Below are 19,227 nucleotides of genomic sequence, written 5' to 3'. Positions count from 1 at the left end.
TTATATTTTAATAAATTTAAAATTCAATTTTATATCATGTGTAGTAATAAGATAGATGCCAGGTGGTAAGTCGCTAATATCAATGGCATTATTTGTATTTTGAGTGCAAGTAATGTAGCGGTAAATGCGTCCTGTAAGGTCGTAGATTTTAAATTGCGTATACCTGCTATTGTTAAGTATGAATAGCTCATTGGTGGCGGGGTTTGGTGAAATTGTAAAATGCGAACCATGGTAGTAATCTTGCGCCATCGATACAGTGTTATAACACCAATTGGTATCAACCAATGTTATTTGCCCCGTGCTATAGGTGCTATCAAGACTGATATTATATGGTGATAATGCAGACGGAATATATGCCGTAATTAACGACTCATAGGTGGTTGCAAAATTAAGGGACTGCTGAAAGCACCCGCTGTTCAGCATAGTATCCGTTTTAACATAATAAGCTTCTGCATCAAAAAACCACTGCCCCGATTGCCCTACTAAGTGCAACTGTTTATGGGCGTCAAAATGAAAGTCGTACAAGTCAGTTTGACCACTTTGGTTTATATAACGCTCGGCTTTTACACAGGTGCCATTTGTATCTATCATAAAGAGAATTAAATCTGCCATAAATGCATAACCTCCGGTATCTAAGTTTATAATTTTTTCGCCCGAGTAATAATTGGGGGTAGAATAGTTTGCATAATGTGTTACATTCAAATTTGCATCTAACTCTAACAGAAAGGGCTTGCTCTTCATGTTTGATTTTTTCAGAATGCTGCCGGTAAATGCAAATTTATTGTTAGCAAATTTACTTGCGTTGCCATGTATTAATAATCCCGATGTGTCCTTCAATACCAGGTGACTAACCACATTCCAGCCCGAATCAATTTTGATAATGCCCGCATAGCGTTCATTTCCTAAGCTATCCTTATACAGGTGATTAATAACCAAGGCGGCATGTGCATTGTCTATTATTACAAATCCGTTGCCAAGGGCATTTTGGTTCGATATAAATGAGTGTGTTATGTTACCCGATGTATCCAACACAACCAGTACAGGGTAATAGGTGCTATCTATACCATCATTATGTGTAGAGCCCACAACAACTATTTGGTTTGTATTAAACCCAAAACCTATGTCCTGTGGCTGGAAATGTTGTTGGAGGTCTTTGATTTTTCTAATCCAAATGAGATTACCCCACGTATCAAATTTCGCCACACCCTGCTCACTCTTTGCTGATATGGATGTGCTAATGATATATAAGCTTACATATAAATTGTTACCATCGCGCAATACATTTAATACCAAAGGTATATTATAGCCGGGAATAATTATTTTTTTTGCAAACATCTGGTTGCCGGCAGAATCTAACCGGGTAATGATTAAATCAAATTTTTGAGTCATTATATAATTATCAATGCCAAAAATAATAACACTGTTGTCATCCAAAATTTGCATAGCTGTAAACTTGGGCTCATTGTTGCTTGCTGGTATATCATATGTTTTTTGCCAATAGCTTTGTGCTCCCATTTCGAAAATATTTGCCAATTGAAATAGAATAAAAAATATAACAAATTTAATTTTCATACCTGTTATTGAATAATTACCTAGCATTGTTCTTCTCCAACTTCTCCACCCGCTCCATCAATTCAAATACATAGCGGTAAAGTTCCTCGGTGGTTAGTAGTTGCAGTTGTTGCATTCTGCCTACATCGTTTTGCCTCATGTCATTTTCATATTTCAATTTCTTTTTAAATTATTACTACCTCACCACAATTTTTTCTTACACGTGGTTACTTTTGTCTTCATAGCCTAAATTAGTAGGATGGTTTTCAAATATTAATGTGGCTCCCTCATTTACATCAAAGGCTGCATCATAAATATTGCAGCATGCATCTATAGTAAGTTTACTACCACCCTCCAAATAATAACGTGAAGCAAATACACTGTGGTCAGGATTATTTGGATCATTAGGGTCATTAGGGTTTTCGCTGCGTAGGTCTGTGCGTACAGGCACATTGCGCAGGTCTGTGTAGGGGCCACCACATTGTGGGTCTTGGCTATCTGCTAAAACCTTTGACTTGTAAGGTAAAACACCATTAATGGTTTTGAAGGTGTGGTATGATGGAAAATGCAAATTATTTGCTCCACTTGTTATAGTAACTTCGCTTGGATTAAAAATCGTCATTTCTACTGGATTTACTAGAGTCAATTCAAAATTGTTATCAATAAAATAGTTTTGCCTAATACCCACATTATTTATGAGTTGAGTTGTTTGTGAATTAACATTTAAATAACCCGCAAGCGTTGATGCTTCTTCTTCATAAAGTGGGGACGCAATAAGTGAAGTAGGTGATAGATAAGGAAATCCGAAACTTAGTCCATTATAATTGTAAAAAATATCGCTTGCAATAGGAGGTGCTATGCAATTATTAGTAATTATTTCAGAAAATTTAAAATAGTTAATTGTCCCGCTTTGTTCCGTCCATGAACTATTGTCTTTAGCATCATCATAATCAAGATTTTCATCAAGTGGCACAATTATTTTCGGGCGAAAAGTAACATCATGATCTGCTTCTGATGACGTGCAATTATTTGATGAAAAAGGGTAATCTCTCATCCTTCCTCTCGTATTATCATAAGTAAAACTAATCTTTGAAATTACATCACTGTTTGGTGACGAATTACAATGTAAAAACAATGTGGTTTTGATAGCGGTATGTGGTAACATTGTACTATGATCAATCGCCCAATTTGGGTCCCAAATTTTAGTAAATTTTGCAGAAATGAGGTTTGTGTATTTATGAAAACCTAAATTAGTTGGATAATAACTGTTGCCACCAGAAAGAAACAAACCCATCTCAGATTTTCTTGTTAAGTAATCTCCCCATCTATCTAAACTATAATCAAATGCTTGTGTTGGCATATATAAATTACGCTCAGGACTGGGGTTATTGCAATCCCTACAATCAAACGGTGCCAAATGCAAACATTTTAAAGTAAATGGGAATCCAACAACTTCATGTTTGTAAGTAATCGCATTGCTAGGAAAAAAATTCCACCAAAAAAAGTCTGCGACATATATCTCATATTCCCCTGTATAAGATAATTTTATTGAATTAAAAGTGGTAAATAATTCCTGTTGTTGCGAGTTAATGTAGGATGGGTATGGTTTATTGGGTAATGAATAATCATCATATGGATTTACCGATATTTGTGATATTGCAAATTGATTGACAATTTGGAATATCATAATAAATATTATTCGTTTCATTTTATTTTAATTAATTTATAAGTTAAATAATTCACACCCGTAGCATTTCTGATTAAAAACAGGTATCCTCCTTCGGGCAAATAATCTGTGCCTAAAATATTTTTTCCAACCGTGATTTCCTTCTCTAGCACTTGTTGACCATTTAAATTAAAAATGTATAGAATTGAATGCTCCTGAACTTCAATGATGACAATTTCTGAAAATGGATTTGGATTAACCATATCCTTTACATCATTTTTTTCAACTATATCTGTATAGTTGATGCACCAATTTGTGTCTTTTAAAATTATATTTGAAGCTGCTAGTTGCAAGCTATCTGTATTTAGTTGTAAAGGGTACAATTGAAAATTAAAATTAGTATCATATACGCTTACCAAAGCCTCTGTATGCACATAATCTTGCTGCCAACAACCACTGTTATAATTAGCATCAGTTTTTATGTAATATGCATCACCAGTACCCCAAAGGCCTGAAAAGCCGGCCATATGCCACTGATCATTTTTATCTTGAAACAATGAAGAAATTTGGGTTTGGCCACTTTGATTGATATATCTTTTACTAAATTGATAGTTACCTGTACTATCCGTTTTAATCAGCATCAATGTCGCCCAAACTACAAACCCATTGTCATTTGTTTCAATTATGTTATCACCATAATATTGTGTTGGTATATTGAAATATCTAAAAAAAACAGGGTTAAGGGCAGAGTCAACTTTAAGTATAAAAGGCTCAGAATCATTTACTCCTAAATTACGATATGACCCTGTCAATGCGACACCATTATCTTTTAATTTGGTAGAAGCTAATGGAGCTATATATTTTCCATTTGCTTTAATTATTTTTGTTTGGGTTATAGTAAAGTTGCTATCAATTCTAATAAAAGCGCAACTACCATAATACTGCAAACTGTCTTCTTCTCTTAATGTTGCTGTAATTAAGCAACTATTATCGCTATAACTAATTATTCCAGTACATAAGACATTTGTATCCGTTACTGCAGCATATTGTAGGTTACCATATAAGTCTACTTTTAATACAAACCCAAGGTTGGAATCTTTATCAAAATGTTGGGTTAGGCCAGTCATTAATATTGCGCTGCTATCATTTGTAAAACTGTAAACGTGAGTATTGAAATGAAATTCTGGCATTTTATAAACCTTAAAAAAATTAAAATTGCCATCGATGTTTAAACTTAAAATACCTAAATTCCTAAGCCCATTTATGCTGTCTAATTGAAAGCATGAAAAATAAATTACAGAATCTTTCATTAATGACGAAGCATTCATAAAAATTCTTGATGTTCCACTTGTAGCATAGCCTTTAGAAAACAACACAATGCCATTTGAATCTAATCTTGTGACTATTATCTCAGGGACTATTGTAAAATCATGACGAACACCACCAAAAACTATGCTTCCATCATTTAGTCTTTGAATACATTTAAATTCTTCGTGATCAAAAGGATTTAATGTTCTCAAATTTTTTTGCCAATAGCTTTGTGCTCCCATTTCGAAAATATTTGCCAATTGAAATAGAATAAGAAATATAACAAATTTAATTTTCATACCTGTTATTGAATAATTACCTACCACTGTTCTTCTCCAACTTCTCCACCCGCTCCATCAACTCAAATACATAGCGGTAAAGTTCCTCGGTGGTTAGTAAGTGTAGTTGTTGCATTTTACCTACATCATAGCTTCCTGTAGTTGTTATTTCGGCAGCGCTTGGTATATGTGGCAGGTGGTGGTTGGTGTTTAAGTAAGCTTGCAATTCCTTTATCGGCATTAGTTTATAATCAGGATGAAACACATAATCGGGCCACACACCTGATGCCTTTACATTAATTTCGCGTGCACCAATTTTACCATCAACTACTAATCTGTATTGCGGGTTATCTTGAGGCAGTGTGCCAATACCAACATTGCCATTCATATTAAAAGTTAATATTGCTGTATTTGATGGCTCAACATTTATACTGCCTTCGCCCAAGGCATTTACTTTTAAACTATACCATCCATTGGGTCCGCTTTTTAATATTAATCCAGCAGTTGCACCTTGAGTATTTGTTGACCCAATCCAAACCAATGCATCGTTTGCGGAGGTTACTGTTAGCTTAATGCTTGGATCAACTGAACTTACTCCTATGCCCACATTACCCTCTACAATCATTCCATTATTAGGTGCTGCATTTACACCTGCATAGTTCTCTCCTATTGTTATGCCGCCTTTAATATCTACTAAACTTTGGGGCTGGTATGTGCCTATACCAACCTTTACCGGCAAACAAGTAAATACAGTAAGTGGATTTGTAAGACCTTGCCAAAACGCCACCGGATTGTTACATGGTGCTAAGAAGCCATCAGCATTGCCGCTTCCTACCTTTCCATTTTGGTCAACAATTAATGGCCCGCTTTTGCCAATTAAATTTGACAAAATCAAGTTACCATCGGCAGCAATTTTTAATCGTTCAATATTATTAGTTCTTACATTAAAATCTTTGTTATCAATTGTTCCAATAAAATTAATTGAGGGATTAGCGTTGCTATTGCCAAGCATAGTCCAATCGCTTCGTTCCGGTTGGCTTATGTCGGTACGTGTTATATTTACATGGCAACCGTTTAAGTCGGTAAGCTCAGCTTCAATAGCACCAGCACCAAGGCTTGTTCGGTTAATATTGGTATTGCCATCATCCCACAATGCCGTGTATGGAGGTGTTCCTCCGTATATGGTTACAGTTGCGCTCCCATTATAGCAACTGTGGCAACTTACATTGTATCCATTAGGATATTCATACACCTGCAATTCATAGTTAAGTTGTTCTGGTTCGGTTAAAGTAATTTCGCTAATAACAGTATTTAATGCCGCATCTCGCACAGTGAGGCGATAATATCCTGCCGGAAGTTCAATTGCATTGGGACTATTAAACCCATTACTCCAACTATACGTGTAAGGTGGAATACCTCCACTAACAACTGCATTTATACTTCCATCCTGCGCACCAAAGCAACTGATGTTATTACCATTATAATTACTTGGAGTTAGTGTTACGTTCATTTGAGCAAACGTGCTGTTGCTATTTATTACCAAGAATAAAATAATAAATAATAATTTAGCAAGCCTCAGTTTGAACTTTGAACTTTGAACTTTGAACTTTGAACTTTGAACTTTGAACTTTGAACTTTGAACTTTGAACTTTGAACTTTGAACTTTGAACTTAGTGTTGTGTGCATGACTATATAGTTTTAAAATTTAAGGATATGTAAAGATATAGAATAAATATAATACGAAGTACAAAAGGTTGAAATTACTTTTTGCGTTAAGCAATCATTAATAATTAAATTTCAATCATTAGGTAGCATGTAAACACGTTCCCATTCTCCGTAAATGTCAATCCATCAAATAAAACCTTGTTGCAAGTTTTTTCACTATCCCCTCAGGAAAAATTCGCTTGTACACAGTACCATTCATCCATTTAATAAATTTCCAATCATGACCTGCTCCACTTTTAATGGCCAGCATGGTACTGATGATGGTTAAAAAATATGCGTCTGCTTTTTTATCGTACTCTACATTATCATCGCCATATCTACCTTTCAATACATTCAACATAAACTTTACTGTTTTTTTACGCTTATGCTCATACTTCTTATCGTTTATAGTCTCTTCAGCTATAATGCGTTGAAGCATATCCTCTTCGCGGTCGAGGCGCATACGCAGCGAGTATTCAATTTTTGAAAATTGCATTTTATCTATTTCAAATATGCCTGACACAGCAATTACATCCTTACCAATTATCATGTTTTGAAACTGTGCAATTTAAAAACCTCTTTCATTCGACTTTACTTCCCTTCAAGTGCCCCTCGTAAGTGCAATCAAGAATGCCATCTATCAAGTAGCAAGCATTAAGATCTCAATCCTTTCTAATAGTTCTTTAGTATGGTTAGCTTGGCTCAACATATTTGATTAAAAAATTAGCAGGCTTAAATTGATGTGTAAAAAAACCAACTTGGCAAAAGATAATATACTGAAAAACTCATTTCAATTTTTGATTAATTGTCCTAATCCAATACTGACAAAATAAACATCATTCTTTAACGAATTTGCCAAGCCAGGATTGTTCTTTGCTAATAAGCTTAATCAGGTAAACACCCTTAAAGGCAGCAAAGCCTCCCCGTTGTTTTCTAAATCACTTACTGAGCTTATAACAAAAGTGGGCCCAACCCCAGGTTATAACTTGATAAGCAAATGCAGGACTGCTATATAATGTATCATTGCTGTAGGTTACGGTGGGCAAAGGAGGCGATTGAAGTACTGTAATAAAATTATTGAGTAAAAGCGTATCGCACCCTAAACTATTGCAAGCAATAAGTTGCACATTGTATGTACCGTAGTTGTTAAAACAAATACCTTGGGGATTCTGTGCAGTAGAAGTATCGGGATTTGCTCCACCAAATGTCCAAACCCACGAAGTATTGTTAATAAATCAATAAAGTTGATGCATTTTCGCACCAAAGGAATCAGTGAACTAAAGTTTAAGGTCACGCCGGGATGAGCCGCAAGTTCGGGATAATACGCAAGCCCTACAACCGCAAAAAAAATTGCCCAGGCTATCTTGAAAGAGAAACCGCCAAAATCACTAACAGGGTATTACCGGCGACGGTACGCCTGATGCCAACAGCAGGCATGCCGGCGCTGACATCCCCCCCCCCTGCAGGTAGCATCAAAACTCCAAACATCACTAAAGAAACCATGTTGAATATCCATACCACCGAAGTTAATAAAGTGATTTCCAAATGCCCATGTTGCCCTGTTCTCAATACGCCCCCAAGGATATTGTATGGTGTCGGGAGAGCATGTAGTTGTAAAATTGCTTGTTTGATTAGGACCTGCTACTCCGCTAACCCAAGTCCATAAATTTGTTGTTGGATCATATTTCCATACATCGTTTAAGGGGGAATAAGCTACGTTATTAAATCCCCCAAACACAAAAAAATTCCCATTAACATCTTTGAATGGAGTATAGACTGCTCGTCCGGCAGGAGCATTGGTGGGACTTGCTACACCTTTTATACCGTAGCTGGCGGTAGCGTTGCCAAGGCTCGACCCGGCCATCCATGTCCACCATGTCCACTCTTGTGTATAAGGATTATAACGCCACATATCATCTACATCCTGACCAAAAATCCAAAAATTACCATCTTTATCGGTCCATCGCGCACCCTCGTATACTGCTTGTGGTTTATTCGAAATACTTGGCACACCCATGATACCATATACAGGTGATGGCAAAAATTTATCTCCACCTATCCAAGCCCATTGCGATTGTGGCAGTGCATCATTACAAAGAAAAAAAATGCATATCCCTATTAAATAAATTATCCTATTAATGAAGCTGTGTTTCGTTTTCATGTTCCTTTATTTTTTTGAATGTAGTTTTTCTGTTTTGAGATTTTCCATCTAATTAGCATGATACACTTATCCGTAGATATATTACCGTTTTTGTATTCACTAATACATTTGTAAGCCGAAAGATAGCTATTTTTTACTCACACAATTTTGACTGGAAGTTTAAAATGTTCAACACCTGGAGTTTGTAAGAAGCATTAAGTTTAATGCTAAGCTTCGCGAAAAATAAATCAAGTGATCAGCATATGCCAGAGCTTGTATCAGTGATTACTCTTCTTCAACATTAGTAATCCCAAAAAAGTTATTCCTGCATTAACAATCAATAATTCGAATCCAATTTTATAGCCCAATAAATACTCTGCACTATAGTTGCTGATAAGATAACAGATAATTGGCGATAGAATGCACGGAATCCAGACCAGTGAATCCCGAATTTTATATTTTGTAAAAAAGCCAAATACATATAATCCTAACAATGGGCCGTAGGTAAGTGTTGCAGCTTTAAAAATGGAAGAAATCACAGCATCGTTATTTACCAACTTAAAAATCACTATAGTCAATAGTAGCACTAAAGCAAAAGTAACATGGACAATATACCTTGCTCTTTTTTTATTTGCTTCGGTTAGTTTCTTATTCTTATCTAATTCTAAAAAATCGAAGCAAAATGCTGTAGTGAGCGCAGTAAGAGCACCATCGGCACTTGGGTATGCCGCACTTATTAAACCAACTAAAAATATAATTGCAGGAATAGCTCCCCAATGATTGAGGGCAACGGAAGGAAACAAATCATCGGTATGCTTAGGGTCAATAGTTAGGCCATGCTGACCAGCATGCATGCATAATGCAGCGCCAAGAATGAGAAACAAAAAATTGACAACCACCAAAACGGCTGTAAAAGTCATCATGTTTTTTTGCGCTTCGCGAATGTTGCGACAGCTAAGATTTTTTTGCATCATTTCCTGGTCAAGCCCAGTCATAGCAACTGCTATGGCTGCACCACCCAAAAAATGCTTTAAGGCAAAGTTGCTCGCTTTGAAATCAGTTACCACAATTTTTGAATAGGGTACACCGTCAGCATTGGCAATTGAAAAGAGCTTACTAAAAAAATCGCCCAACGAAATATTCATGCCGCTAAGAATAATCCAAATACCTGATAGCAAAGCTATCAGCATAAAAGTAGTCTGCAAGGTGTCGGTTATTACAATGGTTTTTACACCACCTTCGTAGGTGTATAACAGTATCAATAAAATAAAAACCAATACCGTTACCCAAAATGGCACGTGTAGTGCATCAAAAACAAATGTTTGCAATACATTAATTACAATGTACATGCGAAATGATGCACCTATTACGCGCGAAATGATAAAAAACATGGAGCCCGTTTTGTATGATACTTTTCCAAAACGCTGCTCGAGGTATGTGTATATGGAAGTGAGTTGCAACTTATAATAAACAGGCATTAACACGAAAGCGATAATCATATAACCTAAAATATACCCCAGCACCATCTGAAAATATGAGAACTGGCTAGTAAAAACAGCACCAGGAACTGACATAAACGTAACCCCAGAGAGGGAAGCCCCTATCATACCATAGGCTACCAAAAACCAGTTGGATGAACGGTTTCCGATAAAATAACTTTCGTTATTGGTTTTGCGACTGGTAAACCATACTACTGCAAAAAGCATGGCAGAGTATATGGCTACCGTTAACAATATCAGCGTGGAGCTCATGTGTGTTTATTTAGCAGGCAAACATATTTTTAATACTGATAGGCTTTAGTGAGGAAGTTTTTTTTTCTGCACATCATTTTGTTGGCTAATAATACTAGTGGCAGCTATGGCTGTACGCAGGATATATACTTGTTAAATAATCACAAGAAACAAGCAGCCTTACCAAGGAAAAATTGTATTTTCGCAACAAACAATACAGAATGAATTCTTACCCATCACGCTTATTCGAACAGGCAGTCAACGAGTTTTCGCGATTGCCGGGAATAGGTAATAAATCAGCGTTGCGCATGGTTTTGTTTCTTTTAAGGCAAGATAAAACGCTGGTCAAAAATTTTGGAGAGATTATTAGCCGTTTGCCCGAGGGCATCATGTATTGCCGTAAGTGCTATAACATTGCCGAAACAGAGTTATGCGAAATTTGCAATAATCCTCAGCGCGATTCAGCTACCATTTGTATTGTTGAAAATGCCCGCGATGTTATAGCTATTGAGCGCACCCAACAATATAAGGGACTATATCATGTATTGGGTGGGGTAATTAGCCCTGTTGAGGGAATTGGTCCTTCGCAATTAACTATTGATTCGTTGATAAGCAAAGTAGATGCAGGCGAAATTAAAGAGGTAATTATGGCCTTAAATGCCAATATGGAAGGGGATACTACCGCTTTTTATTTGTACAAAAAGTTAGCGCCATTTTCTGTAAGAGTCTCCAGTATAGCACGTGGTGTTAGCATAGGTGGCGAGTTGGAGTTTACTGATGAAATTACCCTTGGACGAAGCATTGTTAATCGTACTCCTTACGAAAGCCTCGTTACCTGATGAAACAAGAACGTTATTTTATTGTCTATTTGATTAAAATTTTAGTTAGTTGATACATGAATTATTTGAAGCTGTATTTTGTTGGCGGTTCTTATACAGAAGTTAGTAATAAACATATTTTTGCTCCCTATGGATACTCCTTCTAAGTTTATTGATATTGATAAAGTGTTTTACGAAAAAAATCCTGCGGTATATAAATGGATACCTCGGTTTGTTATTAACTATCTCAAGCGCATAACACATCAGGATGAGATAAACGAATTTATATTAACGCACGGGCATCAATATGCCTTCGATTTTGTAAGAGCTATAGTCGAAGATTTTAAAATAAGAATTTCGTACAAGGGATTGGAAAACGTAACTCCTACGGGTAATTATATTTTTGCTGCCAATCATCCTCTTGGCGGACTTGATGCAATGGCATTGCTTCATGTATTGGGAGGAAAGCGCAATGACCTCAAATTTATAGTGAACGATATTCTTCTGAATTTAAAGAACCTGGAGCCTTTGTTTGCCGGAGTGAATAAGATTTCAGGTAATAGCAGACAAATGCTTGGTGCAATCGATAAACTTTATGGAAGCAGCGACTCGGTGTTGATTTTTCCGGCAGGCTTAGTTTCGCGCAAGCAAAATGGTGTTATAAAGGATTTGGAATGGAAGAAAAGCTTTGTAAGCAAGGCTCGCAGGTACAAGCGTAATGTAATACCAGTTTATATTTCGGGGCGCAACTCCATGTTTTTTTATAACCTTGCCAACATACGCAAAAGCGTTGGTATTGGCGCTAATATCGAAATGTTGTATTTGCCCGATGAAATGTATAATTATAAAAACAAGGAAATTGGAATTGTTATTGGAAAGCCTATACCTTGCACCACATTTGATAAATCGATGTCGGATGAGGCATGGGCTCAATATGTTAAAGAGCGTGTCTATGAACTTGATAATTAAATAAACTTGTTGATTAATCCTTGATAATTAAAAAATCCGATTGAAAAAAATGCGAGAATTTTACTTTTTTCGTGTTGATATTTTTTTTGAATTTGGTGTATGCAAAAAATAATTGAACCCATTCCGGTAGAAGCAATTAAAAGCGAATTAACCCATGAGGTTTTTATGCGCCAAACCAATAATGGCCACAACGAAATATATATAATTGACCACATCAATGCGCCACAAACGCTTCGCGAAATTGGTCGCTTGCGTGAATTAACCTTTAGGGCTGCGGGTGGCGGTACAGGCCTCGATTGCGATTTGGATGAATTTGATTTAAATGACCCCGCTTACCAACAACTTATTGTTTGGAATCCAATTGAAAATGAAATAGTGGGAGGCTATAGATACATTCATTGTAGAAATGCTATAAATGAAAAGGGTGAAATCCTGCTGGCAACTACCGAATTGTTCGACTTTAGTCAGAAATTTTTAGAAGAGTTTATGCCCAATACCATCGAGTTGGGACGTTCGTTTGTACAACCTAAGTATCAGCCATCATCTGAAAACCGTAAGGGCCTCTTTTCACTTGATAATTTATGGGATGGCCTTGGTGGGTTAGTAGTTGACTATCCTGATGTAAGGTATTTTTTTGGAAAAGTAACCATGTACCTTCATTACGATAGGCAAGCACGCGATATGATTCTGTTTTTTATGAATCACCTGTTTCCCGATAAAGAACTATTAGTAACTCCAAAGCATTCATTGCCTTATACCCATAATATGGAAAGTTTCAGCGTTGAACTTGAAGGCAAATCATATAAGGAAGCACATGCAATACTTAATCATCATGTGAGGGCGTTGGGCGAAAATATTCCACCGTTAATTAACTCATACATGAATCTTTCGCCAAGCATGAAAACTTTTGGAACGGCTACCAATGAGCATTTTGGAGATGTGGAAGAAACCGGAATTTTAGTAACCATAGAAGATATCTACCATAGCAAAAAAGACCGGCATGTTAATACATATCAGAAAAAGTAGGTCTTTTCTCCTTAGGCTTACCTGACAAATCTTTATTAATAAAGTCTTTAATTTCAAGCTCATCAAATGAAGTAAGACTAAAACGAAACGCGCTTCCGGCATCAATATCGCTTTCAACACTTAACTCTCCATTATTAACTTCCAGAAAATCTTTACAAAGAATAAGGCCAAGTCCTGTTCCTTTTTCATTGTTAGTGCCAAAGGTTGAAAAGCTTATTTTAGTTTTTATCTTATTCAATTCAATAGGCGTAAGTCCCTTACCATTATCGCGAATACTAATTGAAACCTTGTCGTTTATTTTTGCTCCACTTATTTGTATATGTCCATCTTCATTAGTGAATTTAATAGCATTGCTTGCCAGGTTGCGAATAACAAGCTTTATCATTTCTATATCTGCATAAGCCACCAGGTCATCTTCAATATCAACAGTAACCTGAATATACTTCATGTCATATTGTGGTTTAAGATGAAGCAATACGGAATTTACCAGGTGCTTCATATTAATTTGCACCATATTAGTTTGCATGCCGTTGAGTTGACTGTTAGCCCAGTTTAACAGGTTGTCAAGCATTTCCTGGGTGTGCACAAGACGGTCTTTAGCGTTACGCATAATGGATGTGCGTTCTGCTTCGCTCAACTCGGTTTCATTTAATATATTAATAGCACTATGCAGCGTTGACAAAGGCGAACGAAGATCATGAGATATGATGGAGAAGAGTTTGTTTTTTAGATGATTTATTTTTTCAAGGTTTTCAAATTGTTCCAATATCACTTTATGCTGATTCGAAATTTCTTCTTGCTGATTTTCCATCATGCGCCTGTCGCGCACATAGCTTGTTTTAAGCAAACCAATTATCAGGAAAATGAAAATCAAACATTCAAAGGTGGTAAAAAACATATCGAACAATCTAATTTGATCATCGCTATACTGCACTACCCAATCGCTATGGTAAGCATCAATATAAAAAAGAAAAAGCAAGGTGATTACCTGTGTTATTAATATAAACGAATATTGCTTACGTGGACTTACTATTAGCAATATAATCATGTTGAGCAAAAAGTAGATTGTAGAGGGGCCATTGCTGCCACTACCTAAAAACCAATTTAAAGATAACATAGCAATACTGGCAATAATAAATATGGGCAATACCTCTAAATAATTGTTGTGGAATCGCGATTGCCAATAACAATATAAAACAACAATAGCGCAAATAAGAATAGAGGTGTTGAGCCAAATATTAAGGCCGATGAAATAATTAACAATAATCCCAACAAAGAAAAGACAGCCAATCAATAATGCCGAAAGATTAAACATTCGCACTTCAATTGCGAATTTCTCCGAGGTACCACTTACATTATTTAAAAACTTCTCAAAAAGATCCTTATACATTGATTCACCAAAAAAAGCATTCTTTACAGAAAGCGATTTAAAAAAATTATTTATAAGCAGAATTATCTGCACTTAACTTAATAATAAAATAGAATTTAGAATAGCGAATTAATGTTGGTTTTCAAATGGAATATAAAGCTAGTAACTATAAATTCCGAAAAACAATGTTGCAAAGTTAACTTATTAAGCACAACCTTCTATATTTGCACAACATCTTTTCAACCATTATTTGGTGAATAAATATTTTTATCCCTATGTCAATCAAAGCTGAATTTGTTAAAAGTGCTGTTACTTTGGAGCAATGTCCATTAGCAGATAGGCCAGAGTATGCATTTATTGGACGTAGCAACGTTGGTAAGTCTTCGTTGATTAATATGCTTGTTAATCATAAGGGTTTAGCAAAAACATCTTCATCGCCAGGCAAAACACAAACCATAAATTATTTCAATATTGAAGATGCCTATTACATGGTTGATTTGCCGGGATATGGCTATGCCAAGGTTTCGCAAGCACAGCGTAAGCAATGGAGTGCCATGATTTGGAATTATCTTTCAGAGCGAACCAGTCTAATGTGTGTTTTTATTTTAATAGATTGCCGTGTGCCCCCGCAAAAATCTGACATTGATTTTATAAATCAATTGGGCGAAGCAGAAATACCTTGTATTGTTATTTTTACTAAAAGCGATAAACTTGGAAAAACCACCTTGGTAGCCTCTGTTTCTTCTTTCAAAAAAAGCTTGTCGCTATATTGGGATGAACTTCCATTAATGATTATTTCATCAGCCGAAAAAAAATTGGGTAGGGAAGATGTGATGCAGTTAATTGAAACTTCGAATAAAAATTTTGTAAAAGATGTAGATGCTTCGAATTTGTCAAACTCTAAAAAAAACATATAACAAATGCCGGTGATTAAAAAGGAAAAGCCTGTAATTTTAGTAGTAAATGATGATGGTATATCGGCACCTGGCATTAGGGCATTGGCCGAAGCCATGAGCAAAATTGGCCGGGTAGTGATCGTTGCGCCTGATAGCCCTCAATCGGGTATGGGGCACGCAATTACGATGAACAAGCCATTGCGGCTTGATAAGGTTGATGTACATGGCCATATAGAAGCATGGCAATGCAGCGGAACACCAGTTGATTGTGTTAAACTTGCCGTAAACAAAGTGTTGCACCGCAAGCCTGATTTGTGTGTGAGCGGTATAAATCATGGTAATAATTCGTCTATTAATGTAATCTATTCGGGCACCATGAGTGCCGCCATGGAAGGCGCTATTGAGGGAATACCTTCGATAGGGTTTTCATTAAATAACTTTGCTTATAATGCAAGCTTTGAAGCAGCATCTCATTTTGCATTAAGAATTGCACGAAACGTGTTAAAACACGGACTACCTCGCAATGTGTTATTAAATGTAAATATTCCGGACCTGCCAATAAAATCAATTAAAGGAATAAAAGTATGCAGGCAGGCATTAGCAAAATGGTATGAAGATTTTGACGAACGTTTCGATCCATCGCATCGTAAATATTATTGGCTTACAGGTAAGTTTGTTAATCATGATTTAGGAAAAGATACCGATGAGTGGGCGTTGAAAAACAAGTACATTAGTGTTGTGCCTGTAATGTTTGATTTCACTGCTCATCATGCCATTGCTTCGCTTAACACCTTCGATTGGAAATAAAATTCATGCCTAAGTTTGTCAATAGTAAAGATTCGATTCTTACCGGAATAACTATTTCATTATTGCTTGCAGCATTGTCTTTTCTATGCGTTTTTTTCAGTAGTCTTTCTTTATTAAAGTTTAAGGTGGTTGCTAGCCCAGTTCCAAATACCAAGTTGTTAATGGCATCCATGGTCTCGGTGGTGATTTTTTTTAGAATGAATTACATTAAATGGAATAAGCCAAGTACTGCTAATGGTGCTTTATTGGTTTTATTCGCCTCTGCAATATTGTTTATTTTGTTGTTGAGGCAGCAATAAAAAAACCGCTCATTAAGCGGTTTTTAAGAAACTATAAAGAAAGGGTATTTTTGTTATTCGATAATAATTTTTGAAACTAGCATTTCGTTTACTAGTTGCATTTGCATCATATACACACCCCGTGACAAATGTGTTAAATCAAATTCCAGTTTGTTATAGCCTGCATTGACTTGCAGCGACTTATTAAAGCAAGTTTTGCCGGTAAGATCGATGATTTTGATTACAGATTCTTGTGCAATATCACTTTCAAACTCAGTGTAGCACAATCCATGCGAAGGATTTGGCACTACTTGCAGCGATTGGCTTCCGTCATAGCTTGCCATTAAGCGTGGATTACCTTTAGTAGTAAAAGTGATTGTGCTGCTTGTAGCACTTTTAATTCCGCAATTGGTCATTACATTGATTTGATAAGTTGTATTAGGTTTTAGCGATGATACAAGTGCAGAGGTTACATGTGGATTGCCGTTTACAGTAATCGAGCTCCAAATGGTTGAAGTAACAGGCTTGTACTTGATAATAAAAGTTTGTGCTGTTGATGCCGAGCCCCAAAAGATATTAGCACTGGTAGCTCCAATATTATTAATAATTAATCCGGTAGGTTTGGTGCAAGTATAAGTAAGCAATGTGGTTGCTTTAGCTTGATTGCTGCAGCCATTGATATCTGTATATTTATAGGTTAGCGAGTAAGATGCTGGTAGCAGGTTGTATGGATTCCACGATGTGCCTGCTACACCCGGCCCGGTAAAGCTTCCTCCTGCAGGAGATGCAAATAGTGGAACGCTCACTGTGTTATTATGATAAGAGGATAACAATGGAGTAAAGCTAACTACCGGTAATGGCAGCACCTGCATAGCCATCGATGCGGTGGCGGTGCATCCATAGGCATCTGTACCCGTTACAGTATATGTTGTGGATGTTGCTGCTGCACAAGTTACAGTGCTTGCAGTAGTACTGTTGAGACCTCCGCCTGGCGACCATGCAAAAGTGCCCGCACCTTGCGCTTGCATTATTGCCGATTGGCCACTGCATATTTTTGTGCTCGGTGCACTTATGGTCAAATTTAAGGTTGATACATTAACCATTGCTGTTGCTGTAGCAGAGCAACCTGATGTGTTTGTGCCGGTTACTGTATAGATGGTTGATACGGCAGGTGAAGCAGATGTTATAGCCGCACTTGTGTCGCCCAAAGACTGCGTTGGTTGCCAGGAGTAATTGATTGCTCCGTTTGCCTCGAGTGTGGCACTGCCACCGGCACAAAGGGTTGACGAACCGCTTGTGCTTACCGTGGGTGACGAATCAACTTGCACCGTTACATAATTTGTATCTATGCATCCAGTTCCGGCACCTTGGCCGATAACTGTATATGTAGTTGTAGTTGCAGGAGATACAGTAATCTTATCTCCAGTTGCATTAAAATTATTGGCCAGCCATTTGTAATTAGAAGCTCCGCTTGCATTAAGTTGTACGCTATTTCCAGAGCACATGGTTTGACTTGGCGATACCACTATTTCAGGTTGTGGACGTTGCTTGGTTATTGTAAAAGGTACAGCAACAACATTGTTTTTTTCATTCGATTCTTTAAAAATATTCAGCGGATCAATTTCTACAACAATCCAATAATCTCCATTGCACATTAACGTATCAAGTTGCATTTGCATTCCGTCAAGGTATTGATAATATATATCCAGATAGCCAGCCGAAATTCCTTGTACCACATTGCTGCAAGAGTATGTTGCACCTCCTAATCCATAATTGGGAATATTTGAGCTGGTAAGCGTATTGCCTAGTGTATCCTTGCAAGCCTGATTATAAATGCTGCAATAACCATAATCCATTAAACAAAAAGCCAGCTTAGTTCCTTGCGTTACCATGGGCCAATTTAATGGGTTAGGATCAGCGGTTGCAGTTCGTAGCGAAAAATTTGCCCAATTGTCCACATGCATATGTCCATGCGTTGGATGAAAAGTCATGGAGCCCGCAGGCTTTGAATAGTAGCTCATTGCATTTTGATTCTTCTGATAAATGCGTTGTTCTATAATTTGCTTTGGGGCAACGCCTGTATTCGGGCAAAGAGTTGGTGGTGTGCCAATAATGGTATCGGTGCCGCACACATAGCTGTTTGTTGTTCTAACTTCTAGCGGTCCGCGCCCTATATTTGGGGTAGATACACTGATTCGTAACTGGCTTTTCTTTGACGATAAATCGTTATAAGCGTATTCCATAACACCATATGTACCGCTAGTTAACAGGGGCTGTGTAGCAACAGTAATGTCTGGCAATAATTCGCAGTTTACCTGATTTGGATTTGCACATTGGCAACTGGTAGCATTTGATGTGGTGCATTGCGCATTTGCTTCAAATAGGGCAATAAAAACCCATACCACAATCGTGATAATTTTTTTCATTTTTTATATTTTGATTTAGATGAACAGTTGAAAAATGCACTGATTTTTTTCAACTGTTGACTAGTTTTGTTTTGGATTACAAAACCAAGGTGACCCTTTTCAAATTCAGTTCCAAAAAATGAATCATATACCCTAATTGTCCAAAAAATGTGGTAAATGGATAAAATAATTGGATTGAATTAAAGAAAATAGTGGGTAAAATATATGCAGAAACATGAAGATTATTTCATTTGGGAACGAGCAGTATTTGTTAAAAGACAT

Annotated in this window: 15 protein-coding genes; 5 read left to right on the top strand and 10 right to left on the bottom strand. The window is 36.8% G+C overall.

The window, feature by feature from the left end:
* The 8 genes from IPO27_01440 to IPO27_01405 all read right to left on the bottom strand — a co-directional run bounded on the left by IPO27_01440 (nt 1) and on the right by IPO27_01405 (nt 10,398).
* Nucleotides 1–1,572, bottom strand: coding sequence for a T9SS type A sorting domain-containing protein (locus tag IPO27_01440; GenBank protein MBK8845270.1), 1,572 nt, complete (start codon nt 1,570–1,572; stop codon nt 1–3).
* Nucleotides 1,573–1,588: 16 nt separating this feature from the next.
* Nucleotides 1,589–1,729 (bottom strand): hypothetical protein, encoded by a 141-nt coding sequence (locus tag IPO27_01435; protein ID MBK8845269.1) that lies wholly within the window; start codon nt 1,727–1,729, stop codon nt 1,589–1,591.
* 39 nt (nt 1,730–1,768) lie between these two features.
* Nucleotides 1,769–3,259 (bottom strand): hypothetical protein, encoded by a 1,491-nt coding sequence (locus IPO27_01430; GenBank protein ID MBK8845268.1) that lies wholly within the window; start codon nt 3,257–3,259, stop codon nt 1,769–1,771.
* A complete protein-coding gene (locus IPO27_01425; protein ID MBK8845267.1) occupies nt 3,256–4,824 on the bottom strand; it encodes a T9SS type A sorting domain-containing protein in 1,569 nt (522 codons plus the stop codon). The genes IPO27_01430 and IPO27_01425 overlap by 4 nt, the downstream gene beginning before the upstream one ends.
* A gap of 16 nt (nt 4,825–4,840) precedes the next feature.
* Complete coding sequence (locus IPO27_01420; GenBank protein MBK8845266.1) at nt 4,841–6,313, bottom strand: SprB repeat-containing protein; 1,473 nt, start codon at nt 6,311–6,313, stop codon at nt 4,841–4,843.
* Between the two features lie 333 nt (nt 6,314–6,646).
* Entirely contained in the window at nt 6,647–7,057 is a 411-nt protein-coding gene (locus IPO27_01415; GenBank protein MBK8845265.1) for a hypothetical protein, read from the bottom strand.
* Between the two features lie 849 nt (nt 7,058–7,906).
* Nucleotides 7,907–8,668: a hypothetical protein gene (locus IPO27_01410; protein ID MBK8845264.1), complete on the bottom strand. Its 762-nt coding sequence runs from the start codon at nt 8,666–8,668 to the stop codon at nt 7,907–7,909.
* A gap of 257 nt (nt 8,669–8,925) precedes the next feature.
* A complete protein-coding gene (locus tag IPO27_01405; protein MBK8845263.1) occupies nt 8,926–10,398 on the bottom strand; it encodes a sodium:solute symporter in 1,473 nt (490 codons plus the stop codon).
* Between the two features lie 200 nt (nt 10,399–10,598).
* On the opposite strand from IPO27_01405, the gene recR reads away from it, so the two are divergent.
* The 3 genes from recR to IPO27_01390 all read left to right on the top strand — a co-directional run bounded on the left by recR (nt 10,599) and on the right by IPO27_01390 (nt 13,190).
* Nucleotides 10,599–11,216: a recombination protein RecR gene (recR, locus tag IPO27_01400; protein MBK8845262.1), complete on the top strand. Its 618-nt coding sequence runs from the start codon at nt 10,599–10,601 to the stop codon at nt 11,214–11,216.
* Between the two features lie 129 nt (nt 11,217–11,345).
* Nucleotides 11,346–12,164: a 1-acyl-sn-glycerol-3-phosphate acyltransferase gene (locus IPO27_01395; protein MBK8845261.1), complete on the top strand. Its 819-nt coding sequence runs from the start codon at nt 11,346–11,348 to the stop codon at nt 12,162–12,164.
* A 99-nt stretch (nt 12,165–12,263) separates the two neighbouring features.
* On the top strand, nt 12,264–13,190 hold the full coding sequence (locus IPO27_01390; protein MBK8845260.1) for a GNAT family N-acetyltransferase: 927 nt from the start codon (nt 12,264–12,266) through the stop codon (nt 13,188–13,190).
* On the opposite strand, the gene IPO27_01385 is transcribed toward IPO27_01390, so the two are convergent.
* The gene (locus IPO27_01385; protein ID MBK8845259.1) at nt 13,168–14,580 is read right to left on the bottom strand and encodes a HAMP domain-containing histidine kinase; all 1,413 of its coding nucleotides are present in this window, start codon (nt 14,578–14,580) and stop codon (nt 13,168–13,170) included. The genes IPO27_01390 and IPO27_01385 overlap by 23 nt on opposite strands.
* Nucleotides 14,581–14,834: 254 nt before the next feature.
* On the opposite strand from IPO27_01385, the gene IPO27_01380 reads away from it, so the two are divergent.
* Both IPO27_01380 and surE read left to right on the top strand, forming a co-directional pair.
* Nucleotides 14,835–15,476, top strand: a complete 642-nt coding sequence (locus tag IPO27_01380) for a YihA family ribosome biogenesis GTP-binding protein (protein ID MBK8845258.1) — start codon at nt 14,835–14,837, stop codon at nt 15,474–15,476.
* A gap of 3 nt (nt 15,477–15,479) precedes the next feature.
* Nucleotides 15,480–16,262 carry a 5'/3'-nucleotidase SurE gene (gene surE, locus IPO27_01375; protein ID MBK8845257.1) on the top strand — a complete coding sequence of 261 codons (783 nt, stop codon included), beginning with the start codon at nt 15,480–15,482 and terminating at the stop codon, nt 16,260–16,262.
* A 352-nt stretch (nt 16,263–16,614) separates the two neighbouring features.
* Here surE and IPO27_01370 read toward each other — a convergent pair whose 3' ends face one another.
* A complete protein-coding gene (locus IPO27_01370; protein ID MBK8845256.1) occupies nt 16,615–18,966 on the bottom strand; it encodes a fibronectin type III domain-containing protein in 2,352 nt (783 codons plus the stop codon).
* Between the last annotated feature and the right edge of the window lie 261 nt (nt 18,967–19,227).

Source organism: Bacteroidota bacterium, assembly GCA_016714535.1.
Taxonomy (GTDB): domain Bacteria; phylum Bacteroidota; class Bacteroidia; order AKYH767-A; family OLB10; genus JADKFV01.
The sequence above is the reverse complement of the archived record's forward strand: the minus strand, read 5'-3'. Positions and strand labels throughout refer to the sequence as shown.